Below are 18,755 nucleotides of genomic sequence, written 5' to 3' on the forward strand. Positions count from 1 at the left end.
CCCAATCCATGAAATTCGATTTGCAACCGGTTGCAAAACTTGTATCTTGGGATTCGATATCTCGCAAGATCAAATCGACCCGACCACCGACCATCCCAGGGATCCCTGCCTATGACGACGCCGCCGAATACGATAAGATTGACCACCGCCCAGGCCATCATCCGATGGCTCTCCAATCAGTTCATTGTGATCGACGGGGAGGAAATGCGCCTCTGCGGCGGCGGCTTCGGGATCTTCGGCCATGGCAATGTAACCTGCCTCGGAGAAGCCCTTTATGAAGCGCGCGAGGCGCTACCGCTCTATCGCGGTCAGAATGAACAGAGCATGGGATTTGCCGCCGCGGGATACGCCAAACAATGGCTGCGCCAACGCTTCATGTTCTGCACGGCAAGTGCCGGTCCCGGCACATCGAATCTGGTGACCTCGGCGGCGCTGGCGCACGCCAACCGGCTGCCGATGTTGATGCTCTGCGGCGATACCTTCCTAACCCGCCTGCCCGATCCGGTGTTGCAGCAGATGGAGAACTTCGACGATCCGACCTTTGGCGTGAATGATGCGTTCAAGCCCGTATCGCGCTACTGGGACCGCATCACCCATCCGGTGCAGATCATCCAGTCCCTGCCCGCCGCGATTGCCACGATGCTGGATCCCGGCGACTGTGGCCCGGCCTTCCTCGGCCTGCCACAGGACGTCCAGGGCTGGACCTATGATTACCCGGAGGTTTTCTTTGAAAAGAAGACCCATCGCATTCGCCGTGTCACACCGGACACCGCCGAGATTGCCGAAGCCGCAGCAGCGCTGCGCGGTGCCAAACGCCCGATGATCATCGCAGGCGGTGGCGTGCAATACAGCCGCGCGGTGGCTGAGCTGACCGCCTTTGCCGAGGCCCATCAGATCCCCGTCGTAGAAACCATCGCAGGCCGCGCCAACCTGCGCGACACCCATCCGCTGAACATCGGCCCGATTGGCGTGACCGGGTCGGACAGCGCCAATGCCATCGCGGCAGAGGCGGATGTGATCCTCGCAGTGGGCACAAGGTTGCAGGACTTCACCACCGGTTCCTGGACCGCATTTGCGCAGGATGCCCAGTTCATCTCGATCAATGCGGCACGCCATGATGCAGGCAAGCACTGTGCATTGCCGGTTGTCGGTGACGCCCAGCGCGCCCTGCTCGACCTCGGCTCCGCCTGCCAAGGCTACAGCGCCCCGCAGGACTGGGTGGCCCGCGCACAGGAGGAACGACGCAGCTGGGTCGCCTATGTGGCTGACAATATATCCTATGGCGACAACCGGCCCAATTCCTATGCCCAGGCCATCGGCGTGGTGAACGCGCTCTGCGACCCGCGCGACCGCGTCGTGGCAGCGGCGGGCGGCCTACCCGCCGAGGTCACCGCCAACTGGCGCACGCTGGAACCTGGCACGGTCGATGTCGAGTTCGGATTTTCCTGCATGGGCTATGAAATCTCCGGTGCCTGGGGAGCTCGCATCGCCCAAACCGAGCGTGAGCCGGAGCGTGACACCATCGTCTTTGTCGGCGATGGCTCATATATGATGCTGAACTCTGATATCTACTCCAGCGTACTGAGCCGAAAGAAACTGATCATCCTCGTGCTCGACAATGGCGGTTTCGCCGTCATCAACAAGCTACAGAACAATACGGGCAACACCAGTTTCAACAACCTTCTCGCCGATTGCCCGACCATCCCTGAGGCCTTTGGCGTGGACTTCGCCGCGCATTCAGCCGCTATGGGCGCGATTGCGGAAACGGTCGCCAATCCGGGCGAGCTGGCAGAGGCCTTCAAGCGTGCTCAGGGCAACGACCGAACCACCGTCATCGTGATGAACGTCGATGCCTACGAGGGCTGGACGACGGAAGGTCACGCCTGGTGGGAAGTCGGCACGCCGCATATCACCAACAATCCCGATGTGCAGGAGGCCCATGTCGAATGGGAATCCAGCCGCAGCAAACAACGGCGGGGGGTCTGATGAACACCCCATCCAAAGCCCATGGCGATCTGTCAGGGCGCAACTTCCTGGTCATCGGGCGGGTGGGCATGGATCTTTGTCCAACCCCGGCAGGCACCGCAACAAAAGATGCCCAAGACATGATGGTGGCGATGGGCGGCAGCAGCGCAAATATCGCCGCTGGACTGGTCAAAATGGGATGCCGTGCCGCGCTGGTCACCAGCGTCTCAGACGATGCCGTGGGTTGGTATTGCCTGAACCAGCTGGATCACTACGGGATCGGCCGGACTCACGTGAAACGCATCACCGGCGAATATCGGACATCGCTTGCGATCTACGAAAGCCGTGTGGAAGACCACCAGAGCGTTATCTACCGCAACAACGCTGCCGACTTTCAGATGACCATCGCTGATGTCGAGGCGGTGGATTACAGCCAATACAGCGCGCTGATCACCGCAGGCACGGTCTTTGCTGCCGAACCATCGCGCAGCGCGACCTTCCGCGCCTTTGAACTGGCGCGCGCTGCGGGCTTACCAATCATTTTTGACGTCGATTACCGGCCCTACAGCTGGCCCTCGGCCGAGGTGGCCGCTGATGTTCTGTCGCGTGCTGGTGAGTTGTCCGACATCATCGTCGGCAACGACGAAGAATTCGGGTTCATGGCCGGTGGCGTTGACATGGGGCTCGCCAAGGCGCGCAGCCTTGCGCAAACCACCGCCTCCGTCGTGGTTTACAAGATGGGTCCAGCGGGCGCCATCACCTTTGCCGACGGGCAGGAAATCCGCACCGGCATCTACCCTGTTGATGCGCTGAAGCCAACCGGCGCGGGCGACAGCTTTATGGCCGGCTTCCTCGCCGCGCTTTCCGAAGGACGCCATACGAAAGAGGCCATTCTACGCGGCTCCGCCTGTGCCTCCGTTGTTGTAGCCAAACCCGGCTGCGCACCGGCGATGCCCGATCTTGCTGCGCTGGAGGCGTTCCTCGCAACGCACCCCGGCGCCACCGAAATTTGAAAGGACCCCCCATGCATATCGCCCCCCATGACAACCAGAACAAAGCCATCGTCGATGCCGACAACGATCTGGTGCCGCTCAACTATTTCAACATCGTCAAGCTGACCAAGGGCCAGACATTCGAATATCAGGTCCCCGGATATGAGACCTGCATCGTTCCCGCCACCGGTACCGTGGATATCGAAGTGGAAGGTCTGAGCTATGCCGGGATCGGCAACAGAACCGCGGACGTCTGGGATGGCGAACCAGAAGGCGTCTATATCCCGGTCGGCGCAAAGGTCACGATCACCTGCACCACCGACGCAACGGAAACCTTCGTTGCCGGTGCAAAATACGACAAGGTTCTGGAGCCGTTCGACGTCCGCGCGGATGGCATCGACCTCGTGCAATACGGATCTGATGACACCAAGACTCACCGGAAGATCAAACATATTCTCGGACAGAAGCAGCATGACAAGGTCGGACGCCTGCTGGTTTCGGAGTTGTTCACTGTGGGTCAAGGCGGCTGGTCCGGCTTTCCGGCGCACAAGCACGACACCGATCGCAAGGACGCCGATGGCAATATCATCGAAACGCGTCATGACGAGACCTATAACTTCCGCTTCCGCCCCAACCATGGTTCCGGCGTCCAGATCCTGCAACGCGAAGAAGGCAAGCCGGGGGATGCTTACCAACTGATGGACGGCTCCACCATCATGATCGACAAGGGCTATCACCCCTGCGCCGTGATGCCGGGATATGAGATGTATTATTTCACCATCCTTGGCGGTCTGAGCCAGCGCAGCCTGATCCAGTATTTCCAGCCAACCCATGCCTATCAGGTCGAAACGATCCCCGGCATCAAGGATATGGTGGCCAAGTTCAAATGACCGTTGCAACTCTGGCTGAGGTCCTGCAACCGGCCCTGCGCGATGGCTATGCCGTCGCCGGGCTGGTGACGCTGGGCTGGGAAGACATGCGCGCCTATGTGGCAGCGGCAGAGGCCGAAGGCGTGCCTGTGATCTTGCAGGCGGGGCCATCCTGTCGCGCCCATACGCCGCTGCCAATCCTGGGCAAGATGTTCCACCATCTGGCCGAGGCCGCATCGGTTCCGGTGGTTGCACATCTCGATCATGGCTACACCCCAGAGGATTGCCGTATTGCCATCGACAGCGGCTTTACCTCCGTGATGTTCGACGGCTCTCGCAAACCTCTTGAGGACAATATCGCCGAAACCGCTGCCATCGCCGAAATGGCCCATGCCGCAGGTGTCTCATGCGAGGGTGAAATCGGATTTGTCGGCTACTCGGGCGGCGAAGGGTCGGCAGGAACTGATCCTGAAGAGGCCCGCCGCTTTGCACTGGAAACCGGCGTGGACGCGATGGCAATCTCTGTCGGCAATGTGCATCTGCAACAGGACAAGGACGGCGGGCTGGATATTGACCGGATCCGCGCCATCGAGGCCCTCACCGAGGTGCCGCTGGTCATCCATGGCGGCTCCGGCGTACCGGTCGCACAGCGCAGAATGCTGGCCCGCGAGTCGCGTATCTGCAAATTCAATATCGGCACCGAATTGCGCATGGCTTTCGGCGCCGCCATGCGCGATGCGGTCAACCGGGACCCGGACCGCTTTGACAGGGTCAGCATCCTGTCGGAAACCCACGATCCGGTCGTTGCCGCGGCGCGCGGCGTTCTTCGCGCCTTCAAGGGAGAAACACAATGTTGAATATCGGCCTTCTGGGCTGCGGGCGCATCGGTCAGGTCCACGCCCGTTCTGTGGGACAATTGGACGGCGTGCGTGTGACAGCCGTCGCCGATGCCGTGCCGGAAGCCGCCAGCGGGCTGGCCAGCAAGATCGGTGCGGATGTGCGCGAGGCCTCGGCGCTGATCACCAGCGCGGACGTAGACGCGGTGGTGATTGGCACACCCACCGATACCCATTACGATCTGATCCATCAGGCCGCAGCGGCGGGTAAGGCAATTTTCTGCGAAAAACCGGTCGATATGTCCGCCGACCGCATCCGTGATTGCCAGAAGGTGGTGGCGGAGGCAGGGGTTGCGTTCCTGACCGCGTTCAACCGACGGTTTGACCCCAACTTTGCCAATCTGCAGCAGCGTCTGCGCGCAGGCGAGATTGGTGACGTGGAGATCGTCTCGATCCTGTCGCGCGATCCCTCACCGCCCCCGGTCAGCTACATCAAGACCTCTGGCGGGTTGTTCCGGGATATGATGATCCATGATTTCGACATGGCGCGTTTTCTGCTGGGCGAAGAGCCAATTCAGGTCTTCGCCGTCGGCTCGGCCCTGGTCGACCCGGCTATTGGCGCGGCAGGTGACGTGGACACTGCCGCCGTCACCCTGACCACGGCCAGCGGAAAGATCTGCCAGATCTCGAACTCGCGCCGGGCCACCTATGGCTACGATCAGCGGGTTGAGGTACATGGCTCCAAAGGGATGCTGCGCGCTGCCAACATGCTGGAAAACACGGTCGAGGTTGCCGGGGCCAATGGCTTCCAGACAGCGCCCGCGCAGCATTTCTTCCTTGAGCGCTACGAGGCTGCCTATCGCAACGAAATGGCCCGCTTCGTCGAGGCTGTTCAGGCAGGCACCACCCCGTCGCCCAATATCGACGACGGGCTTCGCGCTCAGATGTTGGCCGATGCCGCCGCCAAATCGCTTGAGACGGGGACACCGGTCAAACTGTAGTAGGTCAGATTATCATGCCCGGCGGCGCGCGTCTTGCGCCGCCAGCGCTTCGTTGAAACGCTCGGGCGGCCAGCCCTCAGCCAGCGCCTGATGCAGCAAATCCGCCTGCGTCTGCGGGGCCAGACCTCCCGTCGGCGGATCTCTATCCAGATTGGTCGGAAAGGAATAGCCCTCGGCGCAGGCTGCGATTGCCGCGGCGCGCTCCGCCTCTGGCATCGCGCCCTCAGCCTCCAATTGCACCAGCGCGGGATAAAGCCGCTCGGACATGCCGAGCCGATCCACGGTTTCCATCGCGCGACCAAAGGCAGATGAGACCTGCAACAAATTCGCCATGCGCTGGACATCCTGCGACCGGTTGGCGCCTGCGGCATGAAACAAAGCCGGGTTGAAAAACACCGCATCGCCCTTGGCCAGTGGCAGCTGGACATAGCGCTCCTCGAAACAGGCGCGGAAATCCGGCCGCCGCCAGGCCACATAGCCCTCCCGGTATCTCTGCGAGAACGGCAGCAGCTTGGTTGGGCCACTTTCAACAGGCATGTCCCCATGGGCGACCGCCCCCTGCAAGGTCAGAACCGGCGACAGATCGTGCACATGGGCTGGATACTGCGAGGATGTTTCCGCCGTTTGAAAGCCCAGATGATAGTCGCGATGCGCCTGCTGGGCCTCACCGCCCGGCCGAACCAGATTGATCTGCGCCGTCATCTGGTAGTTCGGCCCCAGCCAAGCCTCGCAAACTGCGGCCAACGCCACATTACCAAAGTAACGCGCGAAGACCTCCGGCGCGGCCTCGCAGAGTTTCTGAAGAGAGTTCCAGATCCGGTCATTCGAGCCTGCCGCCGCGAAGTGATCCGCACCGCCACCATTGGCCAGCTTCTCCTGCGCGATGATCTGTTCATATATCGCGCTCGCGCTGTCGATAGCAGCCGTGTTCTGATAGGCCTGTTTCAGCACCAATACGCCGGCCCCTTCGCGCAAACCTTGCGCCCATTCCGCCATCAGCCGCCGCCGGTCATCACTGTTGCCGAGCATCCCGCTGAGGGCCGCCATGTCGTAGATCGGGATATTCTTCACGATGGCACCCGCGAGCGGCACCTGATCCGCCGTCAAATCCTGTTCAACCAGCTTCCGAAAATCACTCAAGTCAGATCCGGCAGGGTCGAAATAGGTATCTCCTCTTCTTGCTGCTCTGTCCGCCATCCCTGTTCTCCTTTGCGTGGTTTCAAATCTCCTGCCATCAGACTGCCGGTGTAATCACTTGTGGTCAGCCGCATGATCCATCAAAAATACATCAATGAGCCATCGCTTCCCGATTAAGGATATCGCTCGCCAGTCCGGGCTGAGCACAGCAACCGTGGACCGCGTCCTGAACGGGCGCGCCAATGTCAGCGCCCGCAGTCGCGCCAGGGTCGCGGCGGCCATCGCCGAGCTGGAGGGCCAAGAACAGCAGCTCTCAGCCCGTGGGCGACGCCTCTATTTCGACGTTGTTGTCGAGGCTCCCGAACGGTTCAGCCGGGAAATCCGTCTCGCGACCGAGGCCGTCCTTCCAACTATCGGTCCGGCGGTGATCCATACCCGCTACAGTTTCCGACAGATTATGTCCGCCGATGACTGCGTTGAAATCCTCGGGCAGATCGCCCGGCGCGGCAGCCATGGGGTTGTGCTGAAGGCACGGGATCTGCCTCAGATTATTGCAACGGTGGCCGAACTGGACAGCAAAGGCATTCCTGTTGTCTGTGTCTTTACCGACCTGCCAAACAGTCCCCGCAGGCTCTATTGCGGGCCTAACAATTATGCGGCGGGCCAGTCTGCTGCCTACATGATCGACAAATGCCTTCCCGGCATCCCTGACCCGGGCGCGACCATCCTGACCACCCTTAGCCAGATGGCATTCCACGGTGAGGAACAACGGCGGCGCGGCTTCTTGCGCGTCTTGCAGGAACGCCGCCCGGATCTGAGACTGGTCACCCTCAGTGCCGGTGCAGGCCTTGCGCTGGAAACCACCGAGCTGCTGCGTCAACGGCTGGCCGAACCGGATCTCGGCCGGATAGTGGCGGTCTATTCAATGGGCGGCGCCAATCGTGCCATCATCGAACAGCTGTGCGCCTTTGGCCACGAGCTCCGCGCCTATATCGCCCATGATCTGGATGCGGAAAATCGAACCCTGATGCGTCAGGGCAAGATCACCGTGGTCCTGCAACACGACATCGCCAGCGATATGCGCAATGCCTTTCTCAGCCTGCTCCATGCCAACCACATCCTGAAGGCACCTCCCCCCGCGACTCAGAGCAGGATCTCCATGGTTACGCCCTTCGACGCCAGCGAAAGCTGACCAAAGCGTGCCTTTATCGGCTTCTTCCGGAACACAGGAATATTTCTGCGCTGACGCTTTCAACATAGCCTGCGACGCAAATGCCCTTTTGGTTGCAAGCGCCAGTCCTGGCGCTAAAAGCCCGTCTCGCCAAAGGCCGATTTTTCAGCCTCGAAGATGCAATTCTTGTTTCTCTTTGCGCTCATTCTTGGAATGCTTTCGACAATAGCCAGCAGGGAGAGCGGCATGAAAGTAGGATTTATTGGCCTTGGCAACGTCGGCGGCAAACTGAGCGGCAGCCTGCTGCGCAACGGTATCGACCTCAGCGTCTATGACCTGAACGACACGCTGGTCGCAAAGGCGGCCGAGGCGGGAGCGACGGCAGCGAAGAACCCCGCCGAGTTGATGCGCAGCTGTGACGCGGTGATCACCTGCCTGCCGTCGCCTGCGGCCTCGGATCAGGTTATGCAGCAGATGCTGCCGGAGATTGGCCCCGGCAAGATCTGGATGGAGATGTCCACCACCGATGAGGCAGAGGTCAAACGCCTCGGCGAGCTGGTGGCGCAGGCGGGCGGCACAGCCGTAGATTGCCCGGTGTCGGGCGGATGCCACCGGGCCGATACCGGAAACATCTCGATCTTCGCCGGATGTGACCGCGAAACCTTCGAACGGATCGTCCCCCTGCTGAAAACCATGGGGCGGCGCATTCTGCACACCGGGCCGATCGGCTCGGCGTCGGTGCTGAAGGTCATCACCAATTATCTGGCCACCGCCAACCTGCTGACCTGCTGCGAGGCGCTGGTCACGGCCAAGGCTGCAGGCATGGATCTCAACACCGCCTATGAGGCGATCAAGATCTCCTCCGGCACCTCATTCGTGCATGAAACGGAAAGCCAGGTGATCCTGAATGGATCCCGCGATATTTCCTTCACCATGGATCTGGTTTCAAAGGATATCGGCCTGTTTCAGGCAGTGGCGGATCGGCATAACGTCCCCCTCGAAATCAACCCGTTGATGATCAAGATCTTCAAGGACGGCGAAGCCCGTTTCGGCAGCCGCGAATTGTCGCCAAACATCATCCGGCGGCTGGAAGAGGCAACAGGGTTAGACATCAGAGCGCCCGGGTTTCCGGCTGAGATGGTCGACGACGAGCCGGAGGAACCGGGCTACGAGGTGATCCCCACGGGCCGCAACGCAGCTACCGGCAGCTAAACCTCCGATACGGAAAATGGTAGTGGGGGCGTCTGGCGATGCCCCCCTTTAGGCACCTGTGCCCGGTGCGCTGGCTCGCGGGTTAGTTGCGCACAGTTCCGCCGACACATCCTATAGAGTCTTGTCAGACTCATTTTTCCCGAATTACGGTACTATTGTCCGTATTATGGGATTCACATGCAGGACCGTCAGATCCTCCTTCTGGAAGCGGTAGCGTCGTCCGCGACGCCAGTGAGCGCAAGCGAGCTGGCCAGAATGACGGCGACCCCTCGGGCCAGCCTCTATCGCCATATTGCCACCCTGCTGGCCTGCGGGTTCCTGGAAGAGATCGACACCGGCAACCGTTACGTACTGGGCATGCGGTTCATCAAGATTGCGCTGACCGGAAAATCGGACACTCATGTGATCAACGCGGTCTCCGCCGTGCTGCTACGGGTGGTCAAAGACCTGGGAGAAACCGCATTTCTGGCGCGCTACCGAGCTGGGCGCGTTGACCTCATCCATACGCAGGTCCCGACAGATCCTTCTGTTCCCCATATCTACCCCGGGTTGGGCGCGCGTCCGGTTCATGCCTGCTCCTCGGCCAAGGTAATTGCCGCCTTTTTGGCACCGGAGCTCCAGTGTGATCTGATTGAAACGCAACCCACGCGCTTTACCGACAAGACCCGCACCGACCCCGAGCAAATCACCCGCGAATTGCAGCAGGTGCGCCGCCACGGCTATGCAACCTGCGACGGCGAGATCGACGTCGGTATCACCAGCATCGCCGTACCAATCATTATTGATCGTCTCGGCGCGGTTTTTTCCATGGGCGTGGTCGGGCCATCTGCCCGCATCACTCCGGCCATTCACCCCCGCATTCTGCCAATTTTGTCGAAAGAAGCCTTTCACGCCGCTGCGGCCATTCAGCATTGCTCGGTCGTTGAGGCGGAAACCACAAATGCCATGTCACTGGCTGCAGCAAAGGAAAGGTCGAACCAACAACACTGAATTTATTGAAGGGAGAAAGAACATGAACAGAAGAGAATTCGGCGGGCTGACCGCTGCTGCTGCACTGGCCATGGCCGGTCCGTTTCGCGCCTTTGCAGACGAGACCTGCCAATCCCCCTATATGCCCAAGATTACGGGCCAAGAAGAATTTGTGTACGTCTGGACCCTCGGTGTCGAGGGGATGGGCGACGAGCAGGACAAGATGGTAACCGTCGACCTCCGCCCTGGCTCATCCACGCGCGGAGAGGTCATCCACAGCCTCTCTGTAGGGGGCCGAAACGAGGCCCATCATGGCGGCTTCTCCGCAGATCGTCGGTATTTCTGGACCGGCGGGCTTGATACCAATCGCATCTTCATCTTTGACATTCACAGCGACCCGGCGGCCCCCAAGCTGCACAAGGTGATTGAAACCTTCGTCACCGATTCCGGCGGTGTGGTTGGTCCCCACACGTTTTTTGCCCTGCCCGGCAGCATGATGATCACCGGGCTCAGCAATCAGGACGATCACGGCGGTCGCACGGCGCTGGTCGAATATAACGATGATGGAGATTACGTCGCCACCTACTGGATGCCCACCGCAAATGACATGCAGGGTGCCGTTGCGGTGGATGGCGCGGTTGCCGATGGCTACGGCTACGATATCCGCGCGCTGATCCGCAAGAATGTCATGCTTACCTCCTCCTTCACGGGCTGGTCCAACTACATGATGGATTTTGGCCAGATGTTGCAGGATCCCGAAGCGATGAAACGCTTTGGAAACACGATGGTGCTGTGGGATCTGCACACCCGCCAGCCCCGCAAGGTGTTCAATGTGCCAGGCGCACCGTTGGAAGTGCGCTTTCCCTGGGGTCCGAATGCCAATTATGCCTTCTCCACCACCGCGCTCACCTCGCAGCTGTGGCTGATCTACGAAGACGATGATGGCGAATGGCAGGCCAAATCGGTCGCGGATATCGGCAACCCGGAGGACATCCCCCTGCCCGTCGATATCTCCATCGCTGCGGATGATCAGACGCTCTGGGTCAATTCCTTCATGGATGGCAAAACCCGCCTATTTGACATCTCGGACCCGCATAACCCGTCGCAAATCTACGAGAAGACCATCGACCGGCAGGTCAATATGGTCAGCCAGAGCTGGGATGGCAAACGGGTCTATTTCTCGTCGTCGCTGCTCGCCAACTGGGACAAGATGGGCGAGGATGATGTGCAGTATCTGCGCGCCTATACATGGGACGGCACAGATCTGGTCGAAGATTTCAATATCGACTTCTATGCCGCTGGATTGGGCCGCGCTCACATCATGCGCTTTGGCAGCTCTGCGCTTTACTCAGCCTGACTGCCAGTTCCCGGGGCGGCCAGCTGCCGCTCCGGTCTCCCCTTGCGGACCTAAACTTGCCGGAGGATCTCCATGCGCAAGACAACACTCGCTGTTTCCATTACCGCCGCTGCGGCCTTGCTGACGGGCGTTGTCGCCCTGGCCGACACCTGGCGTCCCTCAGATCTGCTCGCACGGTTGACACCTGCTGCGCTGCGGACCGCCACCACTCCCTTTTCCGATATCTTCCCGAGCGATCCCGCCTTCCAGTTCAGCCCACCGGAACCGGGATCCTATAGGCTGAACCGGCTGAAGCCCGCACCCGATGGCGCGGTTCTGACCACAAACGGAATACAAACCCGCCTGCACCAGCTGTTCGACGAGAAAATCACCCTCGTCAGCTTTGTCTATCTTACCTGTGGCGATGTGGACGGCTGCCCGCTGGCCTTCTCGACGCTTTATGACATTCATGATGGCAGCGCCCAGCTGCCCGGACTGCGCCAGAAGGTGCAGCTGATGACCATCAGCTTTGACCCCGAGCGCGACACGGTAGAGGCGATCGCCGCTTTTGCCCACCCGGTCAGCAGCGACCCCGCCAGCGCGCAGAAACTGGACTGGCACGTCCTGACCACCGCTGACGCGGAGGCGCTGCGCCCCTTGCTGGATGGATTTGGCCAGGTGGTTGATCGCGGATCCTCGGATGATCAGATCAATCACCTGCTGCGGATGTATCTGGTCGACACCCAAGGCATGATCCGCAACGTCTATGGTCTTGGCCTGATCGACCCGCGCCTTTTGATGACCGACGTGGAGACCCTACTGCTGGCGGAGGCCGCAGAGTGACCCGCCGCCCGCCTGCCTTGCTGCGCCAACGTCTTGCACCATGTGCTGCGCTTCTGGCTCTGCTCTGGACCGTCCCGGCATCGACTGCGGCACCGCTACAGATCTCGGCGGAAACCTGTGAACGCTCGCCCGATAATTGGGCTGAAGCTGCGTCAAGACGTAGCCGGACGCCGCAGCTCGGCCTACCGCCATTGCAACATCCGGCCGACAACCCGCCCACAGCAGCACGCATTGCGCTTGGCCGACGGATCTTTTTTGATCGCGCCTTGTCGATCAACAACACCATGTCCTGCGCCATGTGCCATGTGCCGGAACAGGGATTTGCCAATTGGGAGCTGGCGACCTCCATCGGCGTCGAGGGCCGCAGCGTGAAGCGCAATGCTCCCAGCCTGATCAATGTCGGCCTGCTGCGGCCCCTGTTCCATGATGGGCGCGACCCTACACTGGAAACCCAGTTCATCGGACCGCTCACCGCCCGTAACGAGATGGCAAACCCATCGGTGGGCCACGTGGTTGCCTATCTTCAGGAGCAGGCTGACTATGACCGATTGTTTCGCGAGGCATTTGGTGCCTCCGCGTCTCTGGATCGCATAGGTATGGCGCTCGCGGCCTACCAGCGCGCGTTGACGCTGGGCAACAGCTCGTTCGATCGGTGGTTTTATGGCGGCGACAGCGCTGCTGTTTCTTCGGCCGCCAAACGTGGTTTTGACGTCTTTCGTGGCAAGGCAGGCTGCGTCTCCTGCCACAGCATCGGACCAGATGACGCGCTCTTCACCGATCAGCAGTTCCACGACACAGGCTACGGGCAGATGCGCGAACTGGCGCGACAGAACCCGCCCGAAACCCTGCCGGTTCAGGTCGCTCCCGGCGTGATCCATCAGATCGACTACGCGCTGGTTCGCGCCGTCAGCGGTCCGCGGGAGGCCGATTTGGGGCGCTACGAAGTCACCGAGGATCCACGCGACCGATGGCGTTTCCGCACGCCGACGCTGCGCAATCTCGCCGTCTCGCCGCCCTATATGCACGACGGCGGGTTCGGCACCCTTGCTGAGGTGATCGACTTCTACAATGGTGGCGGTGCCAATCTGCCCGGTCAGGATCCGCGCATTCGACCGCTCCGTCTGACCGATGGCGAACAGCGAGACCTGCTGAGCTTCCTCGAGACGCTCACCTCTTCGGGACTGGACTGCCTCGTCGCGGAGGCACGCCAGCGATAGGCGCCGAACAGCCCGCGAAACCGGTCGGGCGTCCTGAAATCGCCCAAACTCCATGATCAATAGCCGAAACAGACCTGACGAGGTCGCGTCTCACTCTAGGTGGTAGCCGCTAAACTCCTTCACAGTAGAAACCGCCAGCAAGGTCTTCATCTGTGCGACCGACGGGATGTCCGACAACCGGTTGCGATAGAGGTTTTCATAGGTTTCCGTATTGCGCGCCGCGACGCGTATCAGATAGTCGAACTCGCCCGAAATCAGGTGGCATTCCAACACTTCGGGCATATGGGCAATGGTGTTCTCAAAGGCCTGGATATGCTCGCGCTGCTGACCGACCAGCTTGATCTCGATAAAGATCTGAAGCTCCAGACCAATCTTCTTGCGATCCAGCCGCGCGGCATAGCCTTCGATCATACCGCTGGCTTCCATCAACTTGACACGACGGTGACATGCGGACAAAGACAGCCCTACTTTCTCCGAGAGGCGCGCCATTGATATCTGACCATCCTGCTGTAGGGCGGAAAGAATACGAGAATCCAGCATGTCCATCGGAAATTTTCCCAATACTTAATCGTTATCCGCACATTTTTCCGAAATTTTCCGAATAGGCAAGGAAATCGAGAACCTTTCCTATCAACAACGTCATAAAATTGAGACACTTCGTCACAGGGATGACGTAACCAAGGGAGGGGCAGATGGCCTCAAAAATCGTAGTTGGCTACGACGGCAGCACGAGCGCGCGGAGTGCGCTCAACTTTGCGCTGGGTGTAGCAAAGGCACAGGGCGGCAGCATTGTAGTCGCGCATGTGCTGGAATGGTCACCATATTCTTTTCTATCCGCAGCCGAGCTGGCAGAGCGCCACAAGCGCCGCACCGAAGAGCTTGAACGCGCCGAGACCGCGCTGATCCAGCCCCTGCTCAAGGATCTTGAGACCAGCGGTGTCGAGGTCACGGCCACCGTGAAATACGGCAATATCGCCGAGGTTCTCGTGTCCATCGCGAAGTCCGAAGGGGCCAATCACGTGGTTATCGGGCGCACCGGCCATTCCGCATTGTCATCGCGGCTGTTTGGTTCGGTCGCAGGCAGTCTGGCGCAGGCCGCGCCGGTTCCGGTCACCATTGTCCCATAACTGATCGACAGGGGTCATCATGAACAGTTTTTCCAAAGCGGCCGCACTGGCCGTCCCCGGCGCCCTAGTGCTGTCGGGTCCGCTAATGGCACAGAGCATCGACCAGAAGGTCAACGATCTCTTTGCCAGTTCCACGGGCTGGTTTGTCAATTTCATCTTCAGCCCATTTCCGGGCACCAGCTTCCCGTGGATCGTGGCATGGCTGGTAATTGCAGCGACGATTTTCACCATCTATTTTGGCCTGATCCAGTTCCGCGCCTTCCCGCACTCGATCTCGCTGGTGAAGGGCGACTACTCCGACCCGAATGATGCAGGCGAGGTCAGCCATTTCCAGGCTCTGGCCACCGCGCTTTCCGGCACCGTTGGCCTTGGCAATATCGCAGGCGTCGCGGTTGCGGTTGGCATCGGTGGTCCTGGCGCAACCTTCTGGATGATCCTCGCGGGTCTGATGGGGATGGCGTCGAAATTCACCGAATGTACGCTCGGTGTGAAATACCGCAACGAATACCCTGACGGCACAGTTTCCGGCGGCCCGATGTACTACATGACCAAGGGCTTTGCTGCGCGTGGCCTGCCCGGGGGCAAGTTCATGGCGGTCCTGTTCTCGATCTTCTGCATTCTGGGCGCCCTTGGTGGCGGCAATATGTTCCAGGCCAACCAGGCCCATGCCCAGCTGACCAATGTTCTGGGCGACTATCCGGGCTGGGTCACCGGCGTTATCTTCGCTGGTGTCGTCTTTGCCGTGATCATTGGTGGCCTGAAGTCGATCGCCAAAGTCACCGAAAAAGTGGTGCCGTTCATGGGCGTGCTCTATGTGCTGACCGCGCTGGTGATCATCCTGATGAACTTTGACAAAATCGGCTGGGCCTTTGGCCAGATCTTCGACGGTGCCTTTACCGGTCTTGGCGTTGCGGGCGGCATGGTTGGCGCACTGATCCAGGGCTTCAAACGCGCGGCCTTCTCCAACGAAGCGGGCGTTGGCTCCGCGGCAATTGCCCACTCCGCCGTGCGGACCAAGGAGCCGATCACCGAAGGTTTCGTCTCGCTCTTGGAGCCGTTCATCGACACCGTGGTGATCTGCACCATGACCGCCTTGGTGATCATCATCACCGGCCAGCTGGTCAGCAACCCTGAAACCGGTCTCTACGTGCTGAACGAGGCAGGAAGCGCGATCCAGACCGTGGATGGCAATTCCGGCGTGGCTCTGACATCTGCGGCCTTCTCGTCGGCATTTGGCTGGTTCAAGTATATTCTGGCCATCGCGGTGATCCTGTTTGCCTTCTCCACCATGATCAGCTGGTCCTACTACGGCCTCAAAGCCTGGACCTTCCTGTTCGGTGAGGGCAAGACCACTGAACTGGTCTTCAAGGTGATCTTCTGCCTGTTTGTCATCATTGGCGCCGCGGCCAGCCTGGGTCCGGTCATCGACTTCTCCGATGCGGCAATCTTTGCCATGGCCGTGGTGAACATCGTCGCGCTCTACTTCCTGATGCCAATCGTCAAGGGCGAGCTGAACAGCTACATGGCACGCCTCAAGACCGGTGAAATCAAGAAGTTCCAGTAACAAAGCAGCAACCCGGCCGCCGATGGTGGCCGGGTTATTTGGCTGATCCGTCGCCGCGATTGTGCCGACCTGCGGACAGCAACACCCGCGCCTCATGGCTGCGCAAGGACCGCCGCGCCGTCGGAAAGGCCTGCCCCATACTCTCCAGCTCCGGGAACAGTTGGCAAAGCTCTGACCGCTGGGCCATATCCATCCCCGCCAGTGTCAGGTCACCGGGCTGAAAACTCTCGCTCCAGGCTCCATCGGCGCAGATGATTTCGTGCTGATCGAAGAGCAGATGAATATAGGTCACATCCAGTGTTCGCGCCCGGCGGATATCGCGATCGTTGATCAGATGCACAGCCGCCACCAGCACCTCGTTTGAGCCGAACAGCAGTTCGGCACGGCTTCCCGTCAGCAGCATCCTGTGTTGCGGTGACACCATCATATCCCGGTTCGGCACAAGCTCGGCCCCCTCCCGGCCGAGCGCCCCGGCCTCAATCAGGATCGGTTGGAACTGAGGGCGGCGCGCCAACTCTGCCGTTGTAACCACCCGTCGCGCGGTCCAGCGCAGGGTTTGCAACCCGCTGTCGCGCGTCAGTACGCGATCACCAATCTCCAGATCCTCGACCGGAACCGCACCCTGCGGTGTCAGGACAAGGCTGCCCGGCGTAAAACAGGGAATGACCTCCTCGATGTTATAGAAGATCAACGTTCCAACGGTGTCATTGTTGTTGTTCGTGACCTCGACCCGGCCGTCCTCGCGGTCAGCGCTGGTATAGATGATCCGGGTGTTTCCAAGCGCGCGCAGCTCGCTGATATCAAGCCGGTCGTAATCATCACCACCTTCGCCACCATCGACGATATCCCCGGCCCCGCCGATCAACAGATCCCGGTCATCCTCGCCGTATAGGCTGTCCGCACCCGCACCGCCGATCAGCGTATCAGCGCCGCTTCCGCCTTCGATTATGTCATCTTCGCTGCCGCCATCCAGCGAATCGCCGCCTGCGCCGCCACTCAGCTGGTCATAGCCCTCGCCGCCCAGCAACGTGTCGTTGCCGACGCCGCTGTTCATCACGTCGTCGCCACGGCCACCTTCGCCATAAAAGGATGACCCGGCGGTGCTCCCATCGAGATAGTCATTGCCATCGTCGAGGAAGATGCGGTCGGAATCTTCATAGACACCGATAAAGGCGAGGTCGTCGCCATCGCCGCCATGGATCTCATCATTGCCCTGGCTGCCCGCCAGAATGTCATTGCCAGCCCCGCCCCAGACGGTGTCGGTTCCCATGCTGCCGATCAGCGTGTCATTGCCGTCTTCACCATAAATCAGGTCATCCTGATCGCGGCCAAAGACATGGTCGTCCCCTTCACCAGCATAGATCAGATCGTTGCCATAGAGCCCTTCGAGCTGGTCATTGCCAGCCCCGCCATAGATCGTGTCATCGCCATAGCCTGCGGTGATCGTATCGTTGCCATCGCCGCCCGACAGCAGATCGTTATCGTCGCCGCTGCTAAGCGAGTCATGCCCGATACCACCTTCCAGCGTGTCGCGCCCGGCGCCGCCCTCCAGCGTGTCGCTACCGATGCCACCTTGCAGCAGATCATCACCAGCGCCGCCCTGTAGCAGATCGTTCCCATCGCCGCCAAACAGGGTGTCCGACCCGATACCCCCTTCGACCGAGTCATCGCCGGCGCCTGCATCGACCCGATCATCCCCCTCACCTGCGATAACCGTATCATTGCCGCCGCCGGCCTCGATCACATCATCCTGGGAGCCATCAGCCGCGTCGGCGCTGTCGACCCGATCGCCTTCGGGATCGCCCAGATAGTTGACGTCGATGCGCTCGCCGGACTCGGTGCCTTCGACGATGTAATCCAAGGCCGGCGGGATCGTGAACGTCAGATCGGACAGTCCCGCTCCGCCGGAAACAGGTGCGTCCCCCCCATTGTCAAAGATCACATCCAGCTGCGAAACGGGGCCGTCGATTGCAATACCGATATCGGCGGCTGTGCTGCCCTCAGCCTCGATCGAGACCGTACCATCGGCGTTGACCGTGACCTGATGGTGGGTAACCCCGGTCAACCCGGCAATGATCTGCGATGCGGGGATCAACACACCGCTTGCGTCCAGCACCCGAAGCGTAAACTTATCGTCATTCGAACTGCCGTTCGAATTCACATGCTGAAGATCAAACCGTAAATTTGTGACAGGATTGGAGAACCCGTAACTTGCGGTGATGGGATCGCTGACGCCAAAGGCACCGAAATCGGAAACCGCGTAGCCATCCTGCGAACTGTCCCAGCTGTCCGCTGTGAACGTGCCTGTCACAACCGTGGTATTGCCGCCTTCACTCAGTGAGGTAGACCCACTTTGCGCGGTGCCGTTGATGCCGGTCAACCAGATCGCATTGTCAAGAATGGCCATGTCTCGCGTCTACCTTGTACCTAACAATTAACTCCGCTCCAGCAACAGCAGCGGACACCCCGCGCCGATACAGCCGGCGCCCCCGATGACGCGCCCGCGCCCAGATCCC

Annotated in this window: 16 protein-coding genes and 1 pseudogene; 13 read left to right on the top strand and 4 right to left on the bottom strand. The window is 60.4% G+C overall.

All coding sequences use genetic code 11. The annotated features are described in order from the left end of the window. Window positions 1-111 precede the first annotated feature (111 nt). The 5 genes from iolD to iolG are packed head-to-tail and all read left to right on the top strand — an operon-like array spanning window position 112 to window position 5,663. Window positions 112-1,986, top strand: coding sequence for a 3D-(3,5/4)-trihydroxycyclohexane-1,2-dione acylhydrolase (decyclizing) (gene iolD / locus VWZ87_RS10050; RefSeq protein WP_416535863.1), 1,875 nt, complete (start codon window positions 112-114; stop codon window positions 1,984-1,986). Next, window positions 1,986-2,978 (top strand): 5-dehydro-2-deoxygluconokinase, encoded by a 993-nt coding sequence (iolC, locus tag VWZ87_RS10055; protein WP_416535862.1) that lies wholly within the window; start codon window positions 1,986-1,988, stop codon window positions 2,976-2,978. The genes iolD and iolC overlap by 1 nt, the downstream gene beginning before the upstream one ends. 11 nt (window positions 2,979-2,989) lie before the next feature. Continuing rightward, complete coding sequence (locus tag VWZ87_RS10060) at window positions 2,990-3,847, top strand: 5-deoxy-glucuronate isomerase (protein WP_416535861.1); 858 nt, start codon at window positions 2,990-2,992, stop codon at window positions 3,845-3,847. Beyond that, window positions 3,844-4,683 (top strand): class II fructose-bisphosphate aldolase, encoded by an 840-nt coding sequence (locus VWZ87_RS10065; RefSeq protein WP_340544747.1) that lies wholly within the window; start codon window positions 3,844-3,846, stop codon window positions 4,681-4,683. The genes VWZ87_RS10060 and VWZ87_RS10065 overlap by 4 nt, the downstream gene beginning before the upstream one ends. Then, window positions 4,677-5,663: an inositol 2-dehydrogenase gene (gene iolG / locus VWZ87_RS10070; protein WP_416535860.1), complete on the top strand. Its 987-nt coding sequence runs from the start codon at window positions 4,677-4,679 to the stop codon at window positions 5,661-5,663. Before VWZ87_RS10065 ends, iolG begins: the two co-directional genes overlap by 7 nt. Before the next feature lie 12 nt (window positions 5,664-5,675). On the opposite strand, the gene VWZ87_RS10075 is transcribed toward iolG, so the two are convergent. Further along, the gene (locus tag VWZ87_RS10075; RefSeq protein ID WP_416535859.1) at window positions 5,676-6,860 is read right to left on the bottom strand and encodes a phytanoyl-CoA dioxygenase family protein; all 1,185 of its coding nucleotides are present in this window, start codon (window positions 6,858-6,860) and stop codon (window positions 5,676-5,678) included. A gap of 94 nt (window positions 6,861-6,954) precedes the next feature. Between VWZ87_RS10075 and VWZ87_RS10080 the strand changes: the two genes are divergently transcribed. From VWZ87_RS10080 to VWZ87_RS10105, 6 genes are all read left to right on the top strand, one after another. After that, window positions 6,955-7,992 carry a LacI family DNA-binding transcriptional regulator gene (locus tag VWZ87_RS10080; protein ID WP_416535858.1) on the top strand — a complete coding sequence of 346 codons (1,038 nt, stop codon included), beginning with the start codon at window positions 6,955-6,957 and terminating at the stop codon, window positions 7,990-7,992. A 225-nt stretch (window positions 7,993-8,217) separates the two neighbouring features. After that, window positions 8,218-9,183: an NAD(P)-dependent oxidoreductase gene (locus VWZ87_RS10085; protein ID WP_416535857.1), complete on the top strand. Its 966-nt coding sequence runs from the start codon at window positions 8,218-8,220 to the stop codon at window positions 9,181-9,183. A 177-nt stretch (window positions 9,184-9,360) separates the two neighbouring features. Further along, the gene (locus VWZ87_RS10090; protein ID WP_416535856.1) at window positions 9,361-10,173 is read left to right on the top strand and encodes an IclR family transcriptional regulator; all 813 of its coding nucleotides are present in this window, start codon (window positions 9,361-9,363) and stop codon (window positions 10,171-10,173) included. Between the two features lie 22 nt (window positions 10,174-10,195). Continuing rightward, on the top strand, window positions 10,196-11,509 hold the full coding sequence (locus VWZ87_RS10095) for a selenium-binding protein SBP56-related protein (RefSeq protein ID WP_416535855.1): 1,314 nt from the start codon (window positions 10,196-10,198) through the stop codon (window positions 11,507-11,509). A gap of 72 nt (window positions 11,510-11,581) precedes the next feature. Next, entirely contained in the window at window positions 11,582-12,331 is a 750-nt protein-coding gene (locus tag VWZ87_RS10100) for an SCO family protein (protein ID WP_416535854.1), read from the top strand. Further along, complete coding sequence (locus VWZ87_RS10105) at window positions 12,328-13,548, top strand: cytochrome-c peroxidase (protein ID WP_416535853.1); 1,221 nt, start codon at window positions 12,328-12,330, stop codon at window positions 13,546-13,548. Before VWZ87_RS10100 ends, VWZ87_RS10105 begins: the two co-directional genes overlap by 4 nt. 90 nt (window positions 13,549-13,638) lie before the next feature. Here VWZ87_RS10105 and VWZ87_RS10110 read toward each other — a convergent pair whose 3' ends face one another. Beyond that, window positions 13,639-13,959: an Lrp/AsnC family transcriptional regulator gene (locus VWZ87_RS10110; RefSeq protein ID WP_416544021.1), complete on the bottom strand. Its 321-nt coding sequence runs from the start codon at window positions 13,957-13,959 to the stop codon at window positions 13,639-13,641. Between the two features lie 3 nt (window positions 13,960-13,962). Beyond that, a pseudogene (locus tag VWZ87_RS10115) lies at window positions 13,963-14,094 on the bottom strand (AsnC family transcriptional regulator); the annotation flags it as partial. A gap of 146 nt (window positions 14,095-14,240) precedes the next feature. Between VWZ87_RS10115 and VWZ87_RS10120 the strand changes: the two are divergent. Both VWZ87_RS10120 and VWZ87_RS10125 read left to right on the top strand, forming a co-directional pair. After that, window positions 14,241-14,675: a universal stress protein gene (locus tag VWZ87_RS10120; RefSeq protein ID WP_416535851.1), complete on the top strand. Its 435-nt coding sequence runs from the start codon at window positions 14,241-14,243 to the stop codon at window positions 14,673-14,675. A 19-nt stretch (window positions 14,676-14,694) separates the two neighbouring features. Continuing rightward, window positions 14,695-16,239: an alanine/glycine:cation symporter family protein gene (locus VWZ87_RS10125; protein WP_340544732.1), complete on the top strand. Its 1,545-nt coding sequence runs from the start codon at window positions 14,695-14,697 to the stop codon at window positions 16,237-16,239. A 34-nt stretch (window positions 16,240-16,273) separates the two neighbouring features. On the opposite strand, the gene VWZ87_RS10130 is transcribed toward VWZ87_RS10125, so the two are convergent. After that, window positions 16,274-18,646 (bottom strand): Hint domain-containing protein, encoded by a 2,373-nt coding sequence (locus VWZ87_RS10130; protein WP_416535850.1) that lies wholly within the window; start codon window positions 18,644-18,646, stop codon window positions 16,274-16,276. Window positions 18,647-18,755: the final 109 nt, after the last annotated feature.

It is taken from the genome of Phaeobacter sp. JH20_37 (genome assembly GCF_048056015.1).
Lineage (GTDB): Bacteria > Pseudomonadota > Alphaproteobacteria > Rhodobacterales > Rhodobacteraceae > Phaeobacter > Phaeobacter bryozoorum.